Origin of the sequence: Pseudomonas sp. HS6-2, from assembly GCF_049325675.2 — a bacterium.
Classification (GTDB): Bacteria; Pseudomonadota; Gammaproteobacteria; order Pseudomonadales; family Pseudomonadaceae; genus Aquipseudomonas; species Aquipseudomonas putida_N.
This window is the reverse complement of record NZ_CM143906.1, coordinates 3303712-3323425: the sequence shown is the minus strand read 5'-3', so window position 1 is coordinate 3323425 and position 19714 is coordinate 3303712. Positions and strand designations below refer to the sequence as shown.

The 19714-nt window shown below is 62.6% G+C and carries 16 protein-coding genes; 10 read left to right on the top strand and 6 right to left on the bottom strand.

All coding sequences use genetic code 11. From position 1 onward, the window contains the following. Positions 1 to 3 precede the first annotated feature (3 nt). Both ACOKS3_RS15400 and ACOKS3_RS15395 read right to left on the bottom strand, forming a co-directional pair. Entirely contained in the window at positions 4 to 285 is a 282-nt protein-coding gene (locus ACOKS3_RS15400; protein WP_054884552.1) for a peptidylprolyl isomerase, read from the bottom strand. Positions 286 to 366: 81 nt separating this feature from the next. Further along, positions 367 to 1428, bottom strand: a complete 1062-nt coding sequence (locus ACOKS3_RS15395) for a 3-deoxy-7-phosphoheptulonate synthase (protein WP_103447458.1) — start codon at positions 1426 to 1428, stop codon at positions 367 to 369. 632 nt (positions 1429 to 2060) lie between these two features. On the opposite strand from ACOKS3_RS15395, the gene benA reads away from it, so the two are divergent. From benA to ACOKS3_RS15345, 10 genes are all read left to right on the top strand, one after another. Then, positions 2061 to 3419, top strand: coding sequence for a benzoate 1,2-dioxygenase large subunit (gene benA / locus ACOKS3_RS15390; protein ID WP_103448261.1), 1359 nt, complete (start codon positions 2061 to 2063; stop codon positions 3417 to 3419). After that, positions 3416 to 3901, top strand: coding sequence for a benzoate 1,2-dioxygenase small subunit (benB, locus tag ACOKS3_RS15385; protein ID WP_103447457.1), 486 nt, complete (start codon positions 3416 to 3418; stop codon positions 3899 to 3901). Before benA ends, benB begins: the two co-directional genes overlap by 4 nt. 70 nt (positions 3902 to 3971) lie before the next feature. Then, on the top strand, positions 3972 to 4982 hold the full coding sequence (gene benC / locus ACOKS3_RS15380) for a benzoate 1,2-dioxygenase electron transfer component BenC (protein ID WP_103447456.1): 1011 nt from the start codon (positions 3972 to 3974) through the stop codon (positions 4980 to 4982). A gap of 77 nt (positions 4983 to 5059) precedes the next feature. Continuing rightward, entirely contained in the window at positions 5060 to 5821 is a 762-nt protein-coding gene (locus tag ACOKS3_RS15375) for a 1,6-dihydroxycyclohexa-2,4-diene-1-carboxylate dehydrogenase (RefSeq protein ID WP_103447455.1), read from the top strand. Positions 5822 to 5887: 66 nt separating this feature from the next. Beyond that, complete coding sequence (locus tag ACOKS3_RS15370) at positions 5888 to 7210, top strand: MFS transporter (protein ID WP_422763702.1); 1323 nt, start codon at positions 5888 to 5890, stop codon at positions 7208 to 7210. A gap of 29 nt (positions 7211 to 7239) precedes the next feature. Beyond that, complete coding sequence (locus ACOKS3_RS15365) at positions 7240 to 8361, top strand: muconate cycloisomerase family protein (protein ID WP_463581444.1); 1122 nt, start codon at positions 7240 to 7242, stop codon at positions 8359 to 8361. A 19-nt stretch (positions 8362 to 8380) separates the two neighbouring features. Continuing rightward, entirely contained in the window at positions 8381 to 8671 is a 291-nt protein-coding gene (gene catC / locus ACOKS3_RS15360) for a muconolactone Delta-isomerase (RefSeq protein ID WP_463581443.1), read from the top strand. Between the two features lie 38 nt (positions 8672 to 8709). Next, positions 8710 to 9624: a catechol 1,2-dioxygenase gene (gene catA / locus ACOKS3_RS15355; RefSeq protein WP_103447453.1), complete on the top strand. Its 915-nt coding sequence runs from the start codon at positions 8710 to 8712 to the stop codon at positions 9622 to 9624. A 97-nt stretch (positions 9625 to 9721) separates the two neighbouring features. Continuing rightward, positions 9722 to 10921 (top strand): benzoate/H(+) symporter BenE family transporter, encoded by a 1200-nt coding sequence (locus ACOKS3_RS15350; protein WP_422764263.1) that lies wholly within the window; start codon positions 9722 to 9724, stop codon positions 10919 to 10921. 53 nt (positions 10922 to 10974) lie between these two features. Next, positions 10975 to 12225, top strand: a complete 1251-nt coding sequence (locus tag ACOKS3_RS15345; RefSeq protein WP_103447451.1) for an OprD family porin — start codon at positions 10975 to 10977, stop codon at positions 12223 to 12225. A gap of 102 nt (positions 12226 to 12327) precedes the next feature. On the opposite strand, the gene ACOKS3_RS15340 is transcribed toward ACOKS3_RS15345, so the two are convergent. From ACOKS3_RS15340 to ACOKS3_RS15325, 4 genes are all read right to left on the bottom strand, one after another. Beyond that, positions 12328 to 13338 (bottom strand): aldo/keto reductase, encoded by a 1011-nt coding sequence (locus ACOKS3_RS15340; RefSeq protein ID WP_103447450.1) that lies wholly within the window; start codon positions 13336 to 13338, stop codon positions 12328 to 12330. A gap of 80 nt (positions 13339 to 13418) precedes the next feature. After that, positions 13419 to 14939 carry an FAD-dependent oxidoreductase gene (locus ACOKS3_RS15335; protein ID WP_103447449.1) on the bottom strand — a complete coding sequence of 507 codons (1521 nt, stop codon included), beginning with the start codon at positions 14937 to 14939 and terminating at the stop codon, positions 13419 to 13421. A 113-nt stretch (positions 14940 to 15052) separates the two neighbouring features. After that, positions 15053 to 16381 carry an MFS transporter gene (locus ACOKS3_RS15330; protein ID WP_422764264.1) on the bottom strand — a complete coding sequence of 443 codons (1329 nt, stop codon included), beginning with the start codon at positions 16379 to 16381 and terminating at the stop codon, positions 15053 to 15055. Between the two features lie 236 nt (positions 16382 to 16617). Further along, positions 16618 to 19545 carry an RHS repeat-associated core domain-containing protein gene (locus tag ACOKS3_RS15325; RefSeq protein ID WP_422764265.1) on the bottom strand — a complete coding sequence of 976 codons (2928 nt, stop codon included), beginning with the start codon at positions 19543 to 19545 and terminating at the stop codon, positions 16618 to 16620. Positions 19546 to 19714: the final 169 nt, after the last annotated feature.

Below are 19714 nucleotides of genomic sequence, written 5' to 3'. Positions count from 1 at the left end.
GACTTAGTCCTGGCGGCTGGTCACTTCCAGCAGGTGATAGCCGAACTGGGTCTTGACCGGGCCCTGTACGGTGTTGACCGGGGCGCTGAACACCACGGTGTCGAATTCCTTGACCATCTGGCCTGGGCCGAACGAACCCAGGTCACCGCCCTGGCGGCTGGACGGACAGGTGGAATTGGCCTTGGCGATTTCAGCGAAGTCGGCACCGGCTTCGATCTGGGCTTTCAGTTCGTTGCACTTGTCTTCAGTGGCGACGAGGATGTGACGTGCGGTGGCGCGTGCCATGGGTACTGCTCCTTGGGGGTGAAAACGGCAAGCCTAGCGCACTTGATCGGGTGATGTCTCGCCAGGCTTGCTGTAGGCACTTCACAGACGGGCCGCGGCCTCGCGCAGCAGGGTTTCGGTCGCGCTCCAGCCCAGGCAGCCATCGGTGATCGACACGCCGTATTTCAGCGCGCCCTTGCCCAGGGCCTGGCAGCCATCGAACAGGTGGCCTTCGAGCATTACGCCGACCAGCGAGCGGTCACCGGCCAGGCGCTGGGCCAGCACGTCCTCGAACACGGCGGGCTGGCGGGCTGGGTCCTTGCCGCTGTTGGCATGGCTGCAGTCGACCACGATGCGTGCCTGCAAACCGGCTTTGGCCAGGCCTTGGCGGGCCAGGGCGATGCTGGCGGCATCGTAGTTCGGGCCCTTGTGGCCGCCGCGCAGTACCAGATGGGTATCCGGGTTGCCCAGGGTTTCGATGATCGCCGGGTAGCCCTGCGCATCCATGCCGAAGTGGCGGTGCGGGGCCGCCGCGCTGCGCATGGCGTCACTGGCGATGCCGACGCCGCCGTCGGTGCCGTTCTTGAAACCGACCGGCAGCTCCAGGCCGCTGACCATTTCCCGGTGAATCTGCGATTCGGTGGTGCGTGCGCCAATCGCCGCCCAGCCCAACAGGTCATCGAAGTAGCCGGCGGCCATCGGTTGCAGCAACTCGGTGGCGATCGGCAGGCCGCGTTCGATCATGCTCAGCATCAAGCCGCGGGACAGGGCGATGCCGGCATGCATGTCGTCGCTGCCATCGAGGTGCGGGTCGTAGGCCAGGCCTTTCCAGCCCACCGTGGTGCGGGGTTTTTCCACGTAGGCGCGCATCACCAGCAGCAGCTTGTCATCGACTTCGCGGCTCAGCGCCGCCAGGCGGTCGGCGTATTCCAGGGCCGAACGGGGGTCGTGGATCGAGCACGGACCGACGATCACCAGCAGGCGCTCATCGCGGCCTTCGAGAATGGCGCGGATGGCCTGGCGGTGGCTGTGAACTTGCTGGGCGAGTTCGCTGGACAGCGGCATCTGCTGCTTGAGCAGGTGCGGGCTGGGCAGGCGCTGGCTAACGGAGGTGTTGGCAGCGTGCGGTTGGGTCAGGGGTAGAGCGAGGTTCGAGGCTTGCATGGCGTATGTTCCCTGGGCGGACGGCGGGTTCTGGCCCGCGCGGTCGGCCCTATTGAGGTGTTCGACTATTCGTTGATTGATGATCTGCAGCATTGCCACCCGTGATGGACCGATCGGAGGCGGCAGGCTGGCCCGAACGGGATTGGCTAAATCGCCAGGCATAGGTGCTTGCGTAGTAATAAGTGGCGTAGTTCATGAATCTGTCCTCAGTTCGAATCGGTAAAAGTGCAATGGCCTGAAAAGCAAAACCCCCGGGCGGGGAGCCGACCGGGGGTTTGAGTATTCTCATGTTCGGCGGCCCCTCGAAGGTGGGCGCCGGGTGGGTATCGGCGCCTAGTGGCTAAACCAATACCCAAAGTAATAGCTGGCAGCAGCCTGGCAGCCGGCAACGGCCAGCACTGGGCGCAGGGTGCGACCGGTGTGGTTGGCGTGATTGCGGGTGTGTTTCGGCATGTTGCTCTCCAGTGAATGAGCCCGAGCTTACTTCAGGCGATGCGCACTGTTCAATGGATAAATGCTATCGCGCCAATAATTGCACAAAACGGATAGCACTCTGCACACGATGGATATTGCCACCCCAGGGCAAGCTCTAACCTGACCCGGTCTGAACAATAACAATGGAGACCCTGGCCATGTCCCTGGGATTCGACTACCTCAATGCCATGCTTGAGGACGACCGTGAAACCGGCGTCTATCGCTGCAAACGCGAGATGTTCACCGACCCGCGCCTGTTCGACCTGGAGATGAAGCACATCTTCGAGGGCAACTGGATCTACCTGGCCCATGAAAGCCAGATCCCCGAGAAAAACGACTTCCTCACCCTGACCATGGGGCGCCAGCCGGTCTTCATCGCGCGCAACAAGGACGGCGAACTCAACGCCTTCCTCAACGCCTGCAGCCACCGCGGCGCCATGCTCTGCCGACACAAGCGCGGAAACCGCGCAAGCTACACCTGCCCGTTCCACGGCTGGACCTTCAACAACAGCGGCAAGCTACTCAAGGTCAAAGACCCGAGCAATGCCGGCTACCCCGACAGCTTCAATTGCGACGGCTCTCATGACCTGACCAAGGTCGCCCGCTTCGAGTCGTACCGTGGCTTCCTGTTCGGCAGCCTGAATGCAGACGTCAAGCCGCTGGTCGAGCACCTCGGCGAGTCTGCCAAGATCATCGACATGATCGTCGACCAGTCCCCGGAAGGCCTGGAAGTGCTGCGCGGTGCCAGCTCGTACATCTACGAGGGCAACTGGAAGCTCACCGCCGAGAACGGCGCCGACGGTTACCACGTCAGCTCCGTGCACTGGAATTACGCCGCCACCCAGAACCAACGCAAGCAGCGCGAAGCGGGTGACGAGATCAAGACCATGAGTGCCGGCGCCTGGGCCAAGCAGGGCGGTGGTTTCTATTCCTTCGACCACGGCCACCTGCTGCTGTGGACCCGCTGGGCCAACCCCGAAGACCGCCCGGCCTTCGAGCGCCGCGATCAGCTGGCCGCCGATTTCGGCCAGGCCCGCGCCGACTGGATGATCGAGAACTCGCGCAACCTGTGCCTGTACCCGAACGTCTACCTGATGGACCAGTTCAGTTCGCAGATCCGCATCGCCCGGCCGATTTCGGTGAACAAGACCGAAATCACCATCTACTGCATCGCGCCGAAAGGCGAGAGCGCCGATGCCCGGGCCAAGCGCATCCGCCAGTACGAAGACTTCTTCAACGTCAGTGGCATGGCCACCCCGGACGACCTGGAAGAGTTCCGCTCCTGCCAGACCGGCTACGGCGGCGGCACCGGCTGGAACGATATGTCCCGTGGTGCACAGCACTGGGTCGAAGGTGCCGATGAGGCGGCGAAGGAAATCGAACTCAAGCCGCTGCTGTCGGGCGTGCGCACCGAGGACGAAGGCCTGTTCGTGCTGCAGCACAAGTACTGGCAGGACACCATGATCAAAGCCCTCGAACAGGAAACCCAGCTGATCCCCGTGGAGGCCGTGCAATGAGCCTGCATGACACCGTGCGCGACTTCCTCTACCGCGAGGCGCGCTACCTGGACGATGCCCAGTGGGACCAGTGGCTTGAGCTGTACGCCAGCGACGCAACCTTCTGGATGCCGTCCTGGGACGATGACGACACCCTCACCGAAGACCCTCAGAGCGAAATCTCGCTTATCTGGTACGGGAACCGTGGCGGCCTCGAAGACCGCGTGTTCCGCATCAAGACCGAGCGCTCCAGTGCGACCGTGCCGGACACCCGTACCTCGCACAACATCAGCAACATCGAGATCGTCGAGCAAAGCGAAGGCAGCTGCCAGGTCCGCTTCAACTGGCACACCCTGAGCTTTCGCTACAAGACCACCGACAGCTACTTCGGCACCAGTTTCTACACCCTTGACCTGCGCGGCGAGCAGCCGCTGATCAAGGCCAAGAAGGTGGTGCTGAAGAACGACTACGTGCGTCAGGTCATCGACATCTACCACATCTGATCCGAGGTAACGCGAGCCGCTCGGTGTGCCCTTGGGTGCGCCGCGGCCAGGCTCGCCCGTGAGGTGCAACATGAGCTTCCAGATCGCGCTTAATTTCGAAGACGGGGTCACCCGCTTCATCGAGGCCAGCGGCCATGAAACCGTGGCCGATGCCGCCTACCGCCAGGGCATCAACATCCCGCTGGACTGCCGCGACGGCGCCTGCGGTACGTGCAAGTGCAAGGCCGAATCCGGGCGTTACGACCTGGGCGACAACTTTATCGAAGACGCCCTGAGCGAGGATGAAATCGCCGAAGGCTACGTGCTGACCTGCCAGATGCGCGCCGAAAGCGACTGCGTGGTGCGCATTCCGGCCTCGTCACAACTGTGCAAGACCGAACAAGCCAGCTTCGAGGCGGCCATCAGCCAGGTGCGCCAGCTGTCGGCCAGCACCATCGCCTTGTCGATCAAGGGCGAGGCACTGAGCCGCCTGGCGTTCCTGCCGGGGCAGTACGTCAACCTCAAGGTGCCTGGCAGTGACCAGAGCCGCGCCTATTCCTTCAGCTCGCTGCAGAAGGACGGCGAGGTCAGCTTCCTGATCCGCAACGTGCCAGGCGGCCTGATGAGCAGCTTCCTCACCAGCCTGGCCAAGGCCGGCGACAGCATGAGCCTGGCTGGCCCATTGGGCAGCTTCTACCTGCGGCCGATCCAGCGCCCGCTGTTGCTGCTGGCCGGTGGTACGGGCCTGGCGCCGTTCACGGCGATGCTGGAGAAGATTGCCGAACAGGGCAGCGAGCACCCGCTGCACCTGATCTATGGGGTGACCAACGATTTCGACCTGGTCGAACTGGACCGCCTGCAGGACCTGGCGGCGTGCATCCCCAACTTCACCTTCAGCGCTTGCGTGGCCAACCCTGACAGCCAATACCCGCAGAAGGGTTACGTGACCCAACACATTGCGCCGCAGCACCTCAATGACGGCGACGTCGATGTGTATCTGTGCGGGCCTCCGCCGATGGTCGAGGCGGTGAGCCAGTACATCCGCGAGCAGGGCATCACCCCGGCGAACTTCTACTACGAGAAGTTTGCAGCGGCGGCCTGAGTTTACTTGGGGCCACCGGCATCGTGCGGGTGACGGTGGCCTCCTTTTATTGACTGCGGGATTGAAAGGAGATCGACGTGAACAACCGATTCCACAACAAGGTCGCTTTGGTCACCGGCGCCGCCCAGGGCATCGGCCGCGGCGTGTGCTGGCGGCTCAAGGCCGAAGGCGCGCAGGTGGTGGCGGTGGACCGTTCCGAGCTGGTCCACGAACTGGCCGGGGAGGGCATGTTGACCCTCACCGCCGACCTTGAACTGCATGCCGATTGCGCCCGGGTCATGGCCACGGCGGTGGAAACCTTCGGCCGCCTCGACATCCTGGTCAACAACGTCGGCGGCACCATCTGGGCCAAGCCTTTCGAGCATTACCAGGTCGACCAGATCGAGGCCGAAGTACGCCGCTCGCTGTTCCCGACCCTGTGGTGCTGCCACGCGGCGCTGCCGTACATGCTCGAACGCGGCAGTGGCGCCATCGTCAACGTCTCGTCGATCGCCACCCGTGGGGTCAACCGCGTGCCGTACGGCGCGGCCAAGGGCGGCGTCAACGCGCTCACCGCGTGCCTGGCCTTCGAAACCGCCGGCCGCGGCATTCGTGTCAACGCCACCGCGCCAGGCGGCACGGAAGCGCCCCCGCGCCGGGTGCCGCGCAACACCAGCGAGCAGAGCGAGCAGGAAAAGGCCTGGTACCAGCAGATCGTCGACCAGACCCTCGACAGCAGCCTGATGCACCGCTACGGCAGCATCGACGAACAGGTCGGCGCGATCCTCTTCCTGGCCTCCGACGAGGCCTCCTACATCACCGGCGTAACCTTGCCGGTGGGGGGCGGTGACCTCGGCTGAACCCTCCCCATGCAAAGCCCCCCGGCAAAGCGTTCCTCCAAAACAACAACAAGAGAGACAGATGCCATGCGAACCCTTGACGTACACCCGATCATCGATAACGCCCGCTTTACACCGTTCCACTGGCTGATCATGGCTCTGTGCGGCCTGCTGCTGATCTTTGACGGCTACGACCTGTTCATCTACGGCGTCGTGCTGCCGGTGATCATGAAGGAGTGGGGCCTGACCCCGTTGCAGGCCGGTGCGCTGGGCAGCTACGCGCTGTTCGGCATGATGTTCGGCGCCCTGTCATTCGGCAGCCTGGCTGACCGCATCGGGCGCAAGAAAGGGATCGCCATCTGTTTCGCCTTGTTCTCCGGGGCGACCATCCTCAACGGCTTTGCCAGCAGCCCCGGCGAGTTCGGCATCTACCGCTTCATCGCCGGCCTCGGCTGCGGCGGCCTGATGCCCAATGCCGTGGCGCTGATGAACGAATACGCGCCCAAGCGCGTGCGCAGCACGCTGGTGGCGATCATGTTCAGCGGTTACTCGCTGGGCGGCATGCTTTCGGCAGGTGTCGGCATCTTCATGCTGCCGCGTTTTGGCTGGGAGTCGATGTTCTTTGCCGCTGCGGTGCCGCTGCTGCTGTTGCCGGTGATTCTCTATTACCTGCCGGAGTCCATAGGCTTTCTGGTGCGGCAGGGGCGTACCGATGAAGCGCGCCAGCTGCTCAAACGCCTGGACCCGGATTGCGATGTGCAGGCGGATGACGCGCTGCAGGCGACGGACCGCAAAGGTGGCGGCAGCACGGTGCTGGAACTGTTCCGCAATGGCCTGGCCGTCCGCACTTTGGCCCTGTGGCTGGCCTTCTTCTGCTGCCTGCTGATGGTCTACGCGCTGAGCTCGTGGCTGCCCAAGCTGATGGCCAACGCCGGCTACAGCCTGGGGTCGAGCCTGTCGTTCCTGCTGGCCCTGAACTTCGGCGGCATGGCCGGGGCGATTCTCGGTGGCTGGCTGGGCGACCGCTACAACCTGGTCAAGGTCAAGGTGGCCTTCTTCATCGCGGCGGCGCTGTCGATCGGCCTGCTTGGCGTCAACAGCCCGATGCCGGTGCTGTACCTGCTGATCTTCATCGCCGGCGCCACCACCATTGGCACGCAGATCCTGCTGTATGCCGGTGCTGCCCAACTCTACGGCCTGTCGGTGCGTTCCACCGGCCTTGGCTGGGCGTCGGGCATCGGCCGCAACGGTGCCATCGTCGGCCCGTTGCTCGGCGGTGCGCTGATGGGCATCAACCTGCCGCTGCAACTCAATTTCATCGCCTTCGCCATCCCCGGTGCGATTGCCGCGCTGGCCATGGCCGTGCACCTGGCCAGCGGCCGGCGCCAGGCCCATCTGGCGACGGCCTGATTATTCACTGACTGAACTGGAGCTTTTGCATGACAAGCCCGACCATCGAGCGCATCGACGCGATCATCGTCGACCTGCCGACCATCCGCCCGCACAAGCTGGCGATGCACACGATGCAGCAGCAGACCCTGGTGGTGCTACGCCTGCGCTGTAGCGACGGCGTCGAAGGCATCGGCGAGGCCACCACCATCGGCGGCCTGGCCTACGGCTACGAGAGCCCCGAGGGCATCAAGGCCAACATCGACGCGCACCTTGCCCCCGCGCTGGTCGGCTTGCCTGCGGACAACATCAATGCCGCCATGCTCAAGCTCGACAAGCTGGCCAAGGGCAACACCTTTGCCAAGTCCGGCATCGAAAGCGCCTTGCTCGACGCCCAGGGCAAGCGCCTCGGCCTGGCGGTCAGCGAACTGCTCGGTGGCCGCGTGCGTGACAGCCTGGAAGTGGCCTGGACCCTGGCCAGCGGCGACACCGCCCGCGACATCGCCGAAGCCGAGCACATGCTGGAGATCCGCCGGCACCGCGTGTTCAAGCTGAAGATCGGCGCCAACCCGCTGGAGCAGGATTTGAAGCACGTGGTGGCGATCAAGCGCGAGCTGGGCGAACGTGCCAGCGTGCGCGTCGACGTCAACCAGTACTGGGACGAATCCCAAGCCATTCGCGCCTGCCAGGTGCTCGGCGACAACGGCATCGACCTGATCGAGCAGCCGATCTCGCGCATCAACCGCGGTGGCCAGGTGCGCCTGAACCAGCGCAGTCCGGCACCGATCATGGCCGACGAATCCATCGAGAGCGTCGAGGACGCCTTCAGCCTGGCCGCCAATGGCGCGGCCAGCATCTTCGCCCTGAAGATCGCCAAGAACGGCGGCCCACGCGCCGTGCTGCGCACCGCGCAGATCGCCGAAGCGGCTGGTATCGCCCTGTACGGCGGGACCATGCTCGAAGGCTCGATCGGCACCCTGGCCTCGGCCCATGCCTTCCTCACCCTGCGCCAGCTGACCTGGGGCACCGAGCTGTTCGGGCCGCTGCTGCTGACCGAAGAGATCGTCAACGAGCCGCCGCAGTACCACGACTTCCAGCTGCACGTGCCGCGCACCCCGGGCTTGGGCCTGACCCTCGACGAACAACGCCTGGCGCGCTTTGCCCGCCGCTGAATCAACAGGAGAACTGAACATGCTGTTCCACGTGAAGATGACCGTGAAACTGCCGGTCGACATGGACCCGGCCAAGGCCGCGCAACTGAAGGCCGACGAGAAGGAACTGGCCCAGCGCCTGCAGCGCGAGGGCAGTTGGCGCCACCTGTGGCGCATCGCCGGGCACTACGCCAACTACAGCGTGTTCGACGTGCCCAGCGTCGAGGCATTGCACGACACGCTGATGCAGCTGCCGCTGTTCCCGTACATGGAAATCGAGGTCGACGGCCTGTGCCGCCACCCGTCGTCGATCCACAGTGACGACCGCTGATTCAACCCTTTGCACAAGAACACGATGAGGTAACCATCATGACCGTGAAGATTTCCCACACTGCCGATATCCAGAAGTTCTTCGAAGAAGCCGCCGGCTTTGGCAACGACCAAGGCAGCCCGCGCCTGAAGCGCATCGTCCAGCGTGTGCTGCAGGACACCGCGCGGCTGATCGAAGACCTGGAAATCACCGAGGACGAGTTCTGGCACGCCGTCGACTATCTCAACCGCCTCGGCGGGCGCGGTGAGGCCGGGTTGCTGGTGGCAGGCCTAGGCATCGAGCACTTCCTCGACCTGCTGCAGGATGCCAAGGACGCCGAAGTCGGTTTGACCGGCGGCACCCCGCGCACCATCGAAGGCCCGCTGTATGTGGCCGGTGCGCCGCTCGCTGAAGGTGAAGTGCGCATGGACGACGGCAGCGAGGAGGGCGTGGCTACCGTCATGTTCCTCGAGGGCCAGGTGTTCGACCCTCAGGGCCAGCCGCTGGCCGGCGCCATTGTCGACTTGTGGCATGCCAATACCCGTGGCACCTACTCGTTCTTCGATCAGCGCCAGTCCGAATACAACCTGCGCCGACGCATCATCACCGATGCCGAAGGCCGTTATCGTGCGCGCTCCATCGTGCCGTCCGGTTATGGCTGCGACCCGCAGGGCCCGACCCAGGAATGCCTGGACCTGCTCGGTCGCCATGGCCAGCGCCCGGCCCACGTGCACTTCTTCATTTCGGCGCCGGGGCATCGCCACCTGACCACGCAGATCAACCTGGCCGGGGACAAGTACCTGTGGGACGACTTCGCCTACGCCACCCGTGACGGGCTGGTGGGTGAGGTGGTGTTCCATGAAGGGGCAGAGGGGCGCCATGCCGAGTTGAAGTTCGACTTCCAGCTGCAGAAGGCCCAGGCCAATGCGGATGAACAGCGCAGTGGTCGGCCACGGGCCTTGCAGGAGGCCTGATACATCGCCTTGGCTTCTTCGCAGGCCTGCCCGCGAAGAAGCCAACACAGAACAAGAGCCAGCCACCAAGGCCGGCCGATGCCTTGCGAGAAGTCTCATGAAAACCCTGCTCAAGGACTGCTCTCTGTCAGCCCTGGTCGCCGGCTGCATCGCGACCCTGATTTCCTACGCCGGCCCACTGGTGATCATCTTCCATGCCGCCGAAGCCGCCGGCCTGTCCCACGGCATGCTGTCGTCCTGGGTCTGGGCCGTGTCCATGGGCAGCGCCGTACTTGGTGCGCTGCTCAGCCTGCATTATCGGGTACCGGTGGTGATCGCCTGGTCGATCCCGGGTTCGGCGCTGCTGGTCACCGCCTTGCCCCAACTCGGCCTGGAACAGGCTGTAGGTGCCTACCTGGTGGCCAACCTGGTCCTGCTGCTGATCGGCATCAGCGGGGCCTTTGATCGAATCATCGCGCACCTGCCTGGCTCCATCGCGGCGGGCATGCAGGCCGGCATCCTGTTCAGCTTCGGCACCGAAGTGTTCCGGGCATTGCCGGTGCAGCCGCTGCTGGTGCTGGCGATGTTCGCGACCTACGTGCTGATGCGCAGGCTGCAATCGCGCTATGCCGTGGCAGCAGTACTGGGTGTCGGCGCCAAGGTGACGGTGGCCAGCGGTGCCTTTCGCAGCGAGGCGCTGGTGCTGGAGCTGGCCTCGCCACAGTGGATCACCCCGCAGTTCAGCCTGGCGGCGACCTTCAGCCTGGCACTGCCCATGGTGCTGGTCGCACTCACCGGGCAGTTCATGCCGGGCATGGCGGTGTTGCGCAACGCGGGCTATGCCACGCCGGCCAGCCCGCTGATCAGTGCCAGCGCACTGGCCGGCGCGCTGCTCGCACCGTTCGGTTGCCATGGCCTGAACCTCGCGGCCGTCACCGCCAGCCTGTGCACCGGTCATGAAGCCCATGAGAACCCGCGTCGGCGTTACATCGCGGCGGTCGCCGGCAGCGCGCTGTACCTGCTGCTGGGGATTGCCGGGGCGACGCTGATGTCGCTGTTCGCCGCGTTCCCTGCCGCGTTGATCGCCGCGCTGGCCGGGCTTGCCCTGTACGGCGCCATCAGCGAGGCACTGGCGCGCAGCCTGGCCGAGCCCAGCGAACGCGATGCCGGGTTGTTCACCTTCCTGGTCACCGCCTCGGGGGTGTCCTTCCTGGGCCTGTCGGCGGCGTTCTGGGGGCTGCTGTTCGGCCTGCTGGCCCATGGGCTGCTGCGCCTGCGCCGCCCGCAACCCCGCGAGGTGCTGCGCCGCAATTCCTGAAAACCCGTGTTCCCGCGCTTTATCCATAACAACAAGATCAAGAGAGCTTCGGAATGAACCACACCCCCTGCGTCGCCATCGGGCTGACTTTGCTCAGCCCCTCCTTGCTCGCGGCCGAAAGCGGCTTCTTCGAGGATGCCAAGGCCAGCCTCAGCGCCCGCAATTACTACTTCAGCCGTGATTTTTCCGACATCGTTGGGGCCAACCAGCAGTCCAAGGCCGAGGAGTGGGCCCAGGGCTTCATCCTCGATTTCAAGTCCGGCTACACGCCGGGCCCGGTTGGCTTTGGCGTCGACGCCCTGGGCCTGCTCGGCATCAAGCTCGACAGCAGCCCGGACCGGGTCAACACCGGTCTGCTGCCGGTGCACGGTGATGGCCGCGCGGCTGACGAGTACAGCCGCCTGGGCCTCGCTTTCAAGGCTCGGCTGTCGAAGACCGAGCTGCGCGTGGGCGAGTTGCAGCCCAACCTGCCGGTGCTGACCTTCAGTGATATCCGCCTGCTGCCGCCGACCTACCAGGGCACCAGCATCAGCTCGGCGGAAATCGACGGGCTGACCGTGCAGGCCGGGCACCTGACCAGCACCCACCTGCGCAACGAGGGCGGCGATGGCAAGATGAACGCCATGCTCGGCCATGTGCCCCAGCGCCAGGCCGAAAGCGATGCCTTCAACTATGTGGGCGGTGACTATGCGTTCAACGCCAACCAGAGCAGCGTCAGCCTGTGGTACGGGCAGCTTGAAGATATCTACCACCAGGGTTTCCTGGGCCTGAAGCACAGCAAGCCGGTGGGGGACTGGGTGCTGAGTGCCAATCTTGGCTATTTCACCGCCCAGGAGGATGGCGATGCGTTGCTGGGCAAGATCGACAACCAGGCGTTTTTCTCGATGTTCACTGCCCGGCTGGGTGGCCACAGTTTCCACGCCGGCTACCAGGGCATCTATGGCGACAGCCCGTTCCCACGGGTGTTCGCCAACATTTCGCCGTTGGGCAACGAAGTGCCGACCTATGAGTTTGCCTATACCGACGAGCGTTCGTATCAGCTGCGTTACGACTACAACTTCGCGGCCATGGGTGTTCCAGGTCTGACGGCGACGGTGCGCTATATCACCGGGAACAACGTCGACACAGGCAAGGGGTACGAAGGCAAGGATCGCGAACGCGATCTGGATATAGGCTATGCCGTGCAGAGTGGGGTGCTGAAAGGGCTGGGCATCAGGGTTCGCAATGCCATGGCGCGCTCCAACTACCGCAGTGATATCGACGAGAACCGGCTGACCCTGGTTTACACCTGGCAGCTGTTTTGAGGCATCGCCAGCCATTGTTGTCACACAAGGCTCAAGTCATGCGCCAGGGCTGGCAACCAAATCCGCGCCTACAGTTGCGAAGAGGCTGGGGCAGGAGAATGATCAGCGACGCGCCAACCGCCCACTGACAAAGTGCGCCACATCATTGAACCCCGGCGTCGACGCATGCCCCGGCGTCACCAGCGAATCGATGAATGCCTCGTCTTCGGCTGTGATCTTCACTTCCAGTGCGCCGCCATAGGTATCCCACTGCGCCTCGGTGCGTGGCCCGACGATGGCCGAGCTGACCAGCTGGCTGTTGAGCACCCAGGCAATCGCGAACTCGACCAGGCCCACGCCCTTGGCCTGAGCGTAGTCCTGCAGCTGCCGGGCAATGGCCAGCGACTCCTGGCGCCATTCCACCTCCATGATGCGCTTGTCCTGGCGTGCAGCGCGGCTGCCCGCTTCGGGCTCGGCCCCTGGCGCATACTTGCCGCTGAGCACACCACGGGCCAGCGGGCTGAACGGCACTACGCCCAGGCCGTGATACGTGGCAGCGGTCATCTGCTCAGGCTCCGCCTGGCGGTTGACGATGTTGTACAGCGGCTGGCTTACCACCGGCTTGGCCACACCCAGGCGCTCGGCGAGGTTGCAGAGCTCGGCGATGCGCCAGCCACGGTAATTGGACACCCCCCAGTAACGGATCTTGCCCTGCTGCAACAGGTCGCCGATGGCGCGCACGGTTTCTTCCAGCGGCACCTTGTGGTCTTCGCGATGCAGGTAATAGATGTCCAGGTAGTCCAGGTGCATGCGCGTCAGCGTGGCATCGATGCCATTGAAGATGTGCTTGCGCGACAACCCGCTGCGGTTGGGCAGGCCATCAGTAGGCCCCATGCCGACCTTGGAGGCAACGATCCAGTCCTGGCGGTGGCGCGCTACCGCTTCACCGACGATCTCCTCGGAGCGTCCGGCGTTGTACACGTCGGCGGTGTCGATGAAGTTGATGCCCTGGTCCCAGGCCTTGTCGATGATCCGCAACGCATCCTCGGTGCCGGTCTGCTCGCCGAACATCATGCTGCCCAGGGTCAGGGCGGAGACTTGCAGGCCGGATTGGCCCAGGGGACGGTAGATCATGCCGAGTATCCTTTGCGGGGAATGATCCGGTTGTTTTACACAGAACCGACGGGGTTTAAAAGGGCACAGGGGAGGTGAAATCAGCCAATCAGCGCGAGGGCTTCATTCAGGCTCAAGGGCCGCTTCATCCGTTGTGACAGCGTCGCCATGGCATCCGAATAGCCCTTGGCTACCACCGCCTGGACTTGGTCTCCGACACACTGCAGGGCAACGAAATCGCCTTTTTCCGGCTCACCGACGAACTCGATGCGGTCCCAATTCCGGGCATGTCCCAGCACCTCGTAGGTGCGCCCGTGCTGGTAGGTCCAGAAGAACGGCACATCGTTGTAGCGCCGTTGCTCACCCAGCATGTTGGCCGCCGCAATCACGCCGTGCTGCTGGGCCAGCCGCCAGTGCTCGATGCGCACCGGCTGCCCTGCGTGGGGGAAGGTGGCGATATCGCCAGCGGCCCAGAGCCCATCGGCAGCATGCAGTTCTGCATTGACCGACACTGACTGGTCTTTGGCCAATTGCACACCTTGCACGAACGCCGTGGCCGGCTTCACTCCCGTTCCGAGTAGCACCAGGGAGGTGCTCAGCCGCTCGCCATTGGTCAATTGCACGGCTTCGACCTTGTCTTCGCCCAAAAAGCGCTCGACTTCGGTCGGGCCGTGGAACACCACGCCCTTGCGCTCATGCAGCTCGCGAATGCAGCGCCCGATACGCTCGCCCAGCTGTTTGGCCAACGGTACTTCGTGACGTGTGACCACATGCACCTGCGCGCCATACTTTCGAAGTGCCGAGGCGGCTTCGAGGCCAATGAAGCCGTCACCGACGATCACCACCGGCTGCCCAGGTTCGGCGGCATCGAGCAGGCGCGCGGCATCCTCGCGCGAGCGCAAGGTCATGATGCCGGGTAGGTCGACACCCGGCAGCTGCGGGCGCAGCGGCTTGCCGCCGGTGGCCAGCAGGGCAGCGTCGTATTCGATGTGCTGGCTGTCGGCGAGGGTGATCTGGCGCTTTTTTGCATCCAGCGCACGGACCTTGCCGAAGCGCCGGTCAAGCTGGCCCTTGCGCAGCTGATCGGGCTCCAGCAAGGCAGACACCTCGTCGGGCGCCATCTCCCCAGCGATGACGAATTTGCTCAAGGCGGTGCGATCGTAAGCGGGCTGCCGTTCCTGGTCGAGCCAGATCAGGTGCCCGCCGAAGCCGTGGTCGAGCAGCGTGGCCACCGCCGCCGAGCCGGCGGCACCGGCACCGATCACCACGAAGGTGCGGGCATCGCTGTGGCGCGGTGACTCGCTCTGTGGCAAGGGTTGGTCATCGACCCATACCTCGCCATCCTTGACCCATGCCCGATACCTGCGCAGGCCCGTCAACGCCGGCGGTTCGCACACCGCGCCTTCATCGACGGCAAACGCGGCCTTGTGCCAGGGGCAGACCAGCAGGCCGCCGCAGATGACGCCTTCCTCCAGCGGCGCGCCTTCGTGCGGGCAGTTGCCCTGGTAGGCATGGACCTGATCGCCCTGACGGACGAGGATCATCTCTTCGTTGCCGGCCTGGACGCGCAAGGGGCGCCTGGGATCGAGCTGTTCGAGGCGGGCCACGGCGTGCTGGGTCATGGGGCTTCTCCAAAGGGGGCTTTGGAACCATTTGACGCCTGGGGTGGGAGTGGGATGCGTTGAGCTGACGATCGGTGTTCTTGTGTTCGCCGCGGGGTTTGCACCCCGGTGCCTCAACTCACCCGAGCAGTACTCAACGCCCCAGCCCGGGTAACCCGCAAGGCCACCAGGCTACCCAGCACGATCAGCGCGGCCAGCGAATACAGCGCAACATCGGTAGACCCAGTCTGGTCCTTGATGAAGCCGACCAGGTACGGGCTGAGGAAGCCAGCCATCTGGCCCACCGAGTTGATGATCGCCAGGCCCGCCACTGCGGCACTGGCGCTGAGCAGCGCGGTCGGCATCGGCCAGAACATCGGCAGGCCGGTGAGGGCGCCCATGGTGGCGATCGACAGGCCGAGGATGGCGATGGTCGGGTTGGCGGCGAAGTTGACTGCGATCAGCAGGCCGACGGCGCCCATCAACATCGGGACTACGAGGTGCCAGCGGCGTTCGTTGCGCAGGTCTGCCGAGCGGCCGCAGAGGATCATGAACACGCCAGCAAGCAGGTACGGAATGGCGCTCAGCCAGCCGATCAGCAGCGGGTTGTCAAAGCCCATGTTCTTGATGATCGACGGCAGCCAGAAGTTGATCGCGTACACGCCGCTCTGGATGCAGAAGTAGATGAAGCCGAAGGTCCAGATCAGCGGGTTGGCCAACACGGCCATCACGCTGTCGCCGGTGGCGTTCGGTTTGCTGGCGGCGTCGGCCTCGAGGTCGGCGGCGATCAGCTGGCGTTCGGCCGGGCTCAGCCAGGCGGCTTTCTGGTAACCATCGCTGAGCAGTTTGATGGCCAGTACACCGAGAGCGACGGTCGGCAGGCCCTGGATCAGAAACATCCACTGCCAGCCGGCCAGGCCATGCTGGCCAGCGGCGAAGTGCTGGAGGATCCAGCCGGAGAACGGCCCGCCGAGCAGGCCCGACACCGGGATCGCCGACATGAACAGGGCCATGATGCGGCCGCGACGGTCAGCCGGGAACCAGCGCGAGAGGTACAGCACCACCCCGGGGAAGAAGCCTGCCTCGGCCGCACCGGTCAGCAGGCGCAGGGTGTAGAACTCGGTGGGGGTGGTGACGAACAGCAGGCAAGTCGACAGGCTGCCCCAGGCGATCATCATCGCTGCAATCCAGCGCCGCGGGCCGAAGCGGTTGAGCGCCAGGTTGCTCGGCAGGCCGCAGAGCACGTAGCCGATGAAGAAGATGCCGGCGCCGAGGCCGTACACGGTTTCGCTGAACTTCAGTGCATCGAGCATCTGCAGCTTGGCGAAACCGACGTTGACACGGTCCAGGTAGTTGAACAGGTAGCAGATGAAAATGAACGGGATCAACCGCAGGGTAATGCGCCGGTACAGCGCGTTGCGGGTGATATCCGTGCCTTGGTCAGGGGCGGGGCTGTGTGCCATGATTGTGGTCTCTGTTGTTATGGTTGTCGCCGCGTCGCCTGTGCCGGCGCTCGCCCTGACGAGTCTCGGGGACGGCGGTGCGCCTGTCTTTGTGCTTTTGCACAGCGTATCGTGCATGGTGCTGTGCCTTCCAACAAAGGCAGAGGGTGTATGCGCTCCAGTAGTCATCAACCCAACCGTCGGATTACAGTCAGGTACGAGATCGGCCCGATAGCTATGGCTGCGATTTATTGAGGTTAATGTCGAACATGGCTAACTATTCGTTGGGCCGGATTGGAGCGGTTCTTAATGACCAGCGCAGGATTCACTAGGCTGTGCTCGAAGGCAGCCAGTGCAAAATTCAGAGCTTCCGCAGGCGACGGTGACGTTGGGTAATTCTTACGCTCAAGCGCGGAAGTTATAATGTCGCTCACTCTTTCCGCAATGCTGCTCTGCCCTCGTTTATTCTCTACGGGGGAAAACTCCCTATAATCAACCCCCTTGAACAGCCTCATCATCCCGACAGTCGGATGATCAGCCATGGTGTCCTCCACCTCTATGCCTGTGCCAGCCAGGTTCTTTTCGTACCTTGACCTCAGGTATGTCATTACTAGCTTGGCTGACTGTTGGTCTTGCGTGTGAAGGTACAGTACCGCACTTTCAGATACGTGGCCGATCTTGTCGTGAGCAGCGATTTTGCTTTGTCTTACGTATTGGGGTAGTGCTGTTGTGGTATCTGCCACTGCTGCGCTGAGCTCATTTATATATGCTTTCTTTACTGAGATATTGAGGCGGGATTTTGTGCTGTTTGGCCGGTCTTCTGCATTGTTAGGTATCATTCGAAAATATAATACGCGCTGCGTCGGTAGCTGCTGGAGCTGATGGCTTTGTGCGTTCAGCTGTCTAAGTTTTACATGGCGTTTCGCCTGAGGGTAAATGTCAAGGTATGACTCGAACTGTTTCGCCAGTTTCGCCATGTAATTGACTTGTATAATTGATTCTTCGCGGGTCATTTTCGGTGTTGTTTCTTGGCTGGAGCTTAACTCGTGATAGTGCGCTATAATTGCTCGTGCGTCCAGTGATGGCTGTTCCCAGGCCCATTGGGTGAGCGTCAGAAGCGATTCATAAGCCGAATCCTCCCCTTGTAATCCTTCGTTGTCAGTCAGCGTAGAAGGATTATTGCGACAGAATCTAAATAGATTGAGTCCATCAATGCTAGCGGCAGGATCAGCACTCAACCATCTTCCCGCCCAAGGCTGGTAATACCTAAAGCCGTAATAATAGAGCCCCGTGGCATCTCGCTCTTTGCCTGAGTATTTAAACACCTTGTAGTCTGCTTCAACCTGGCTTCGCGCCATGAACATGGCAGTGCCGCCATAGGGATAGTATTCTTCGAGGCTGATCACTTTACCTGCGCCATCGAGTTCCAGGTCACTGCTGCCATTGAGTAGAGGGTAGCTGTATCGCAGTTGATCATTATCAATGTTTTCCGGCCTACCGCTCATCCAGTGCAGTACCCGCACATGCGCAGCGCCGGCAGCGGTCATGCCTATGACTTGCAGCGCTTCCTCGAGGTTGCCATCGTTGAGCCTGTGCCGCAGTTCGAGTCCTTGTAAATAGATGACCTGCCGCGTCTGTCGGGTGTCTTTCAACTGCTGGCGAGTGATCTTCAGGCTGCGCTGGCCTTGCGCATCATACCGGTAATACTCACCGTCGTTGATTGCGTCAGCGCGTGTGAGAGGCTCGACGCTCGATAATTCACCACGTAGTGTCCAGTTCAGTTGCTGGCCAGGTTGCAAGGTTCTCTGTTGCCCGGCTGCGGTGAACAACAGGTCTACTTCAGCGGGGTCTTCCGTCAGTGTACTCAGCACACCCCGGTTGCTTCGGTCGCTCAAAGTGATATTAGTGGTGTACCGATTGCCCGTTGCGCCTGCACTGTGCCTCATGCGCAATAGGTTGCCAGCGCCGTCATAGTCGTAAGTGCGGGTATAGTTTGTATAGGTACTGCTGTCGAAGCCAGAGGCTGGAACGGGTGAATGACGTTCATGCCAACGTGCATTTGCCATTTCCCGTCCGGTAGCCTTGACCAGTTGGTAAAGACTGTCATAGCTGTATGTGTTCCCTGCGACCACTTTCTGGTTGCGCCAGAAATGGACCTTTTGCGCATCATTGCGCACCTTGGTTACGTTACCGACAGGGTCGTAGGTGTAAGACAAATCTTGCAGGACGCAGGCGCCAGCAGCATGCCCAACAGGGCGCTCCGTTCTGTTGCCAGCCAGGCGTTGCGTATGCGCTTGGTAATGAAAGGTAGTCACTACACCATTGCCGTGCACCTCGCGCAGCTTTGCACCGATGGCCGAATGGGTTACGGCCTGGACGATAACTTGCTCCGTAGTGCCATGGAGTGTCAGTGAGCTACCGCAGGGTAGGCCCGCCAAGTCATATGTCATGCGTTGGCGATTGCCTGCGGCATCGACACTAATCAGCGTAGCTCCGACAACATCTGTGGTGGTCAGCGAGGTATACGTAGCTGAACTCAGTGCGTTATTCCAAAAAACCATGCGATCAGGGTTCTGGGCATCTTCAAGCAAGCGGCGGGTCACTGAACTAGGGACACCCGTCAGGGAGATACTGTCCGTCTGTACAAATCCTGCTGGGTCAAAATGGCCAACTTTCTGCCCGCACAGGTTCAAGGCCTGTTCGATTGGAGTGCTCCCGCCATAGATCAAACGTTCTGTGTCTCTGGCAGTTTCACCGCTGGCCTGTTCGCAGATGCATAACAGGCGTCCGGGCAGACCTCTATCTTCGTAATACCAAGTGTGGGTCACGGCCTGCAGATCGCCTGCCAAACCCTCGTCAGAGATACCGATATTATTGACTGCTAAAAGCGGCTGTCCGCCGACATTGCTGAGTGACAGGAGGGTCCCGTTATCCACACCCTGTGCGCGAACGACATTGCCGAGCAGCTCAGTTTCGTAGTTGAAGTTCGTCAGCCCGGTAGCATGCAGACGCGGGTCCGCGCTCCAGGTCAAAAAACCGTGAGGGCTGTAGAAGTGGTGGCTGATTTGCTCAGACCTTGTAGCCGGTGCGTCCGGATGGCAGTGGTAGGCGACGTTGCGTACAGCAAAGCCACGGTTGTCGGTGACTGTAATGGTGGGCGTGCTGCTCAGTATCGGTTCAGCCATCGTTACGCTCCATGAGTATGGCGGGACGCCAATGAATCCACTTCATCCTTATCGAGTGTAGTTCTTCAGGAAGCTTCCAGTTGGCCCGTTTCAGATGAGCGAGTCGGCTTCACAGGGTGCACTTGCCCAATGCCTGTCTTTGTCCGCCTTGGTCTAGAGCAACGCCGTA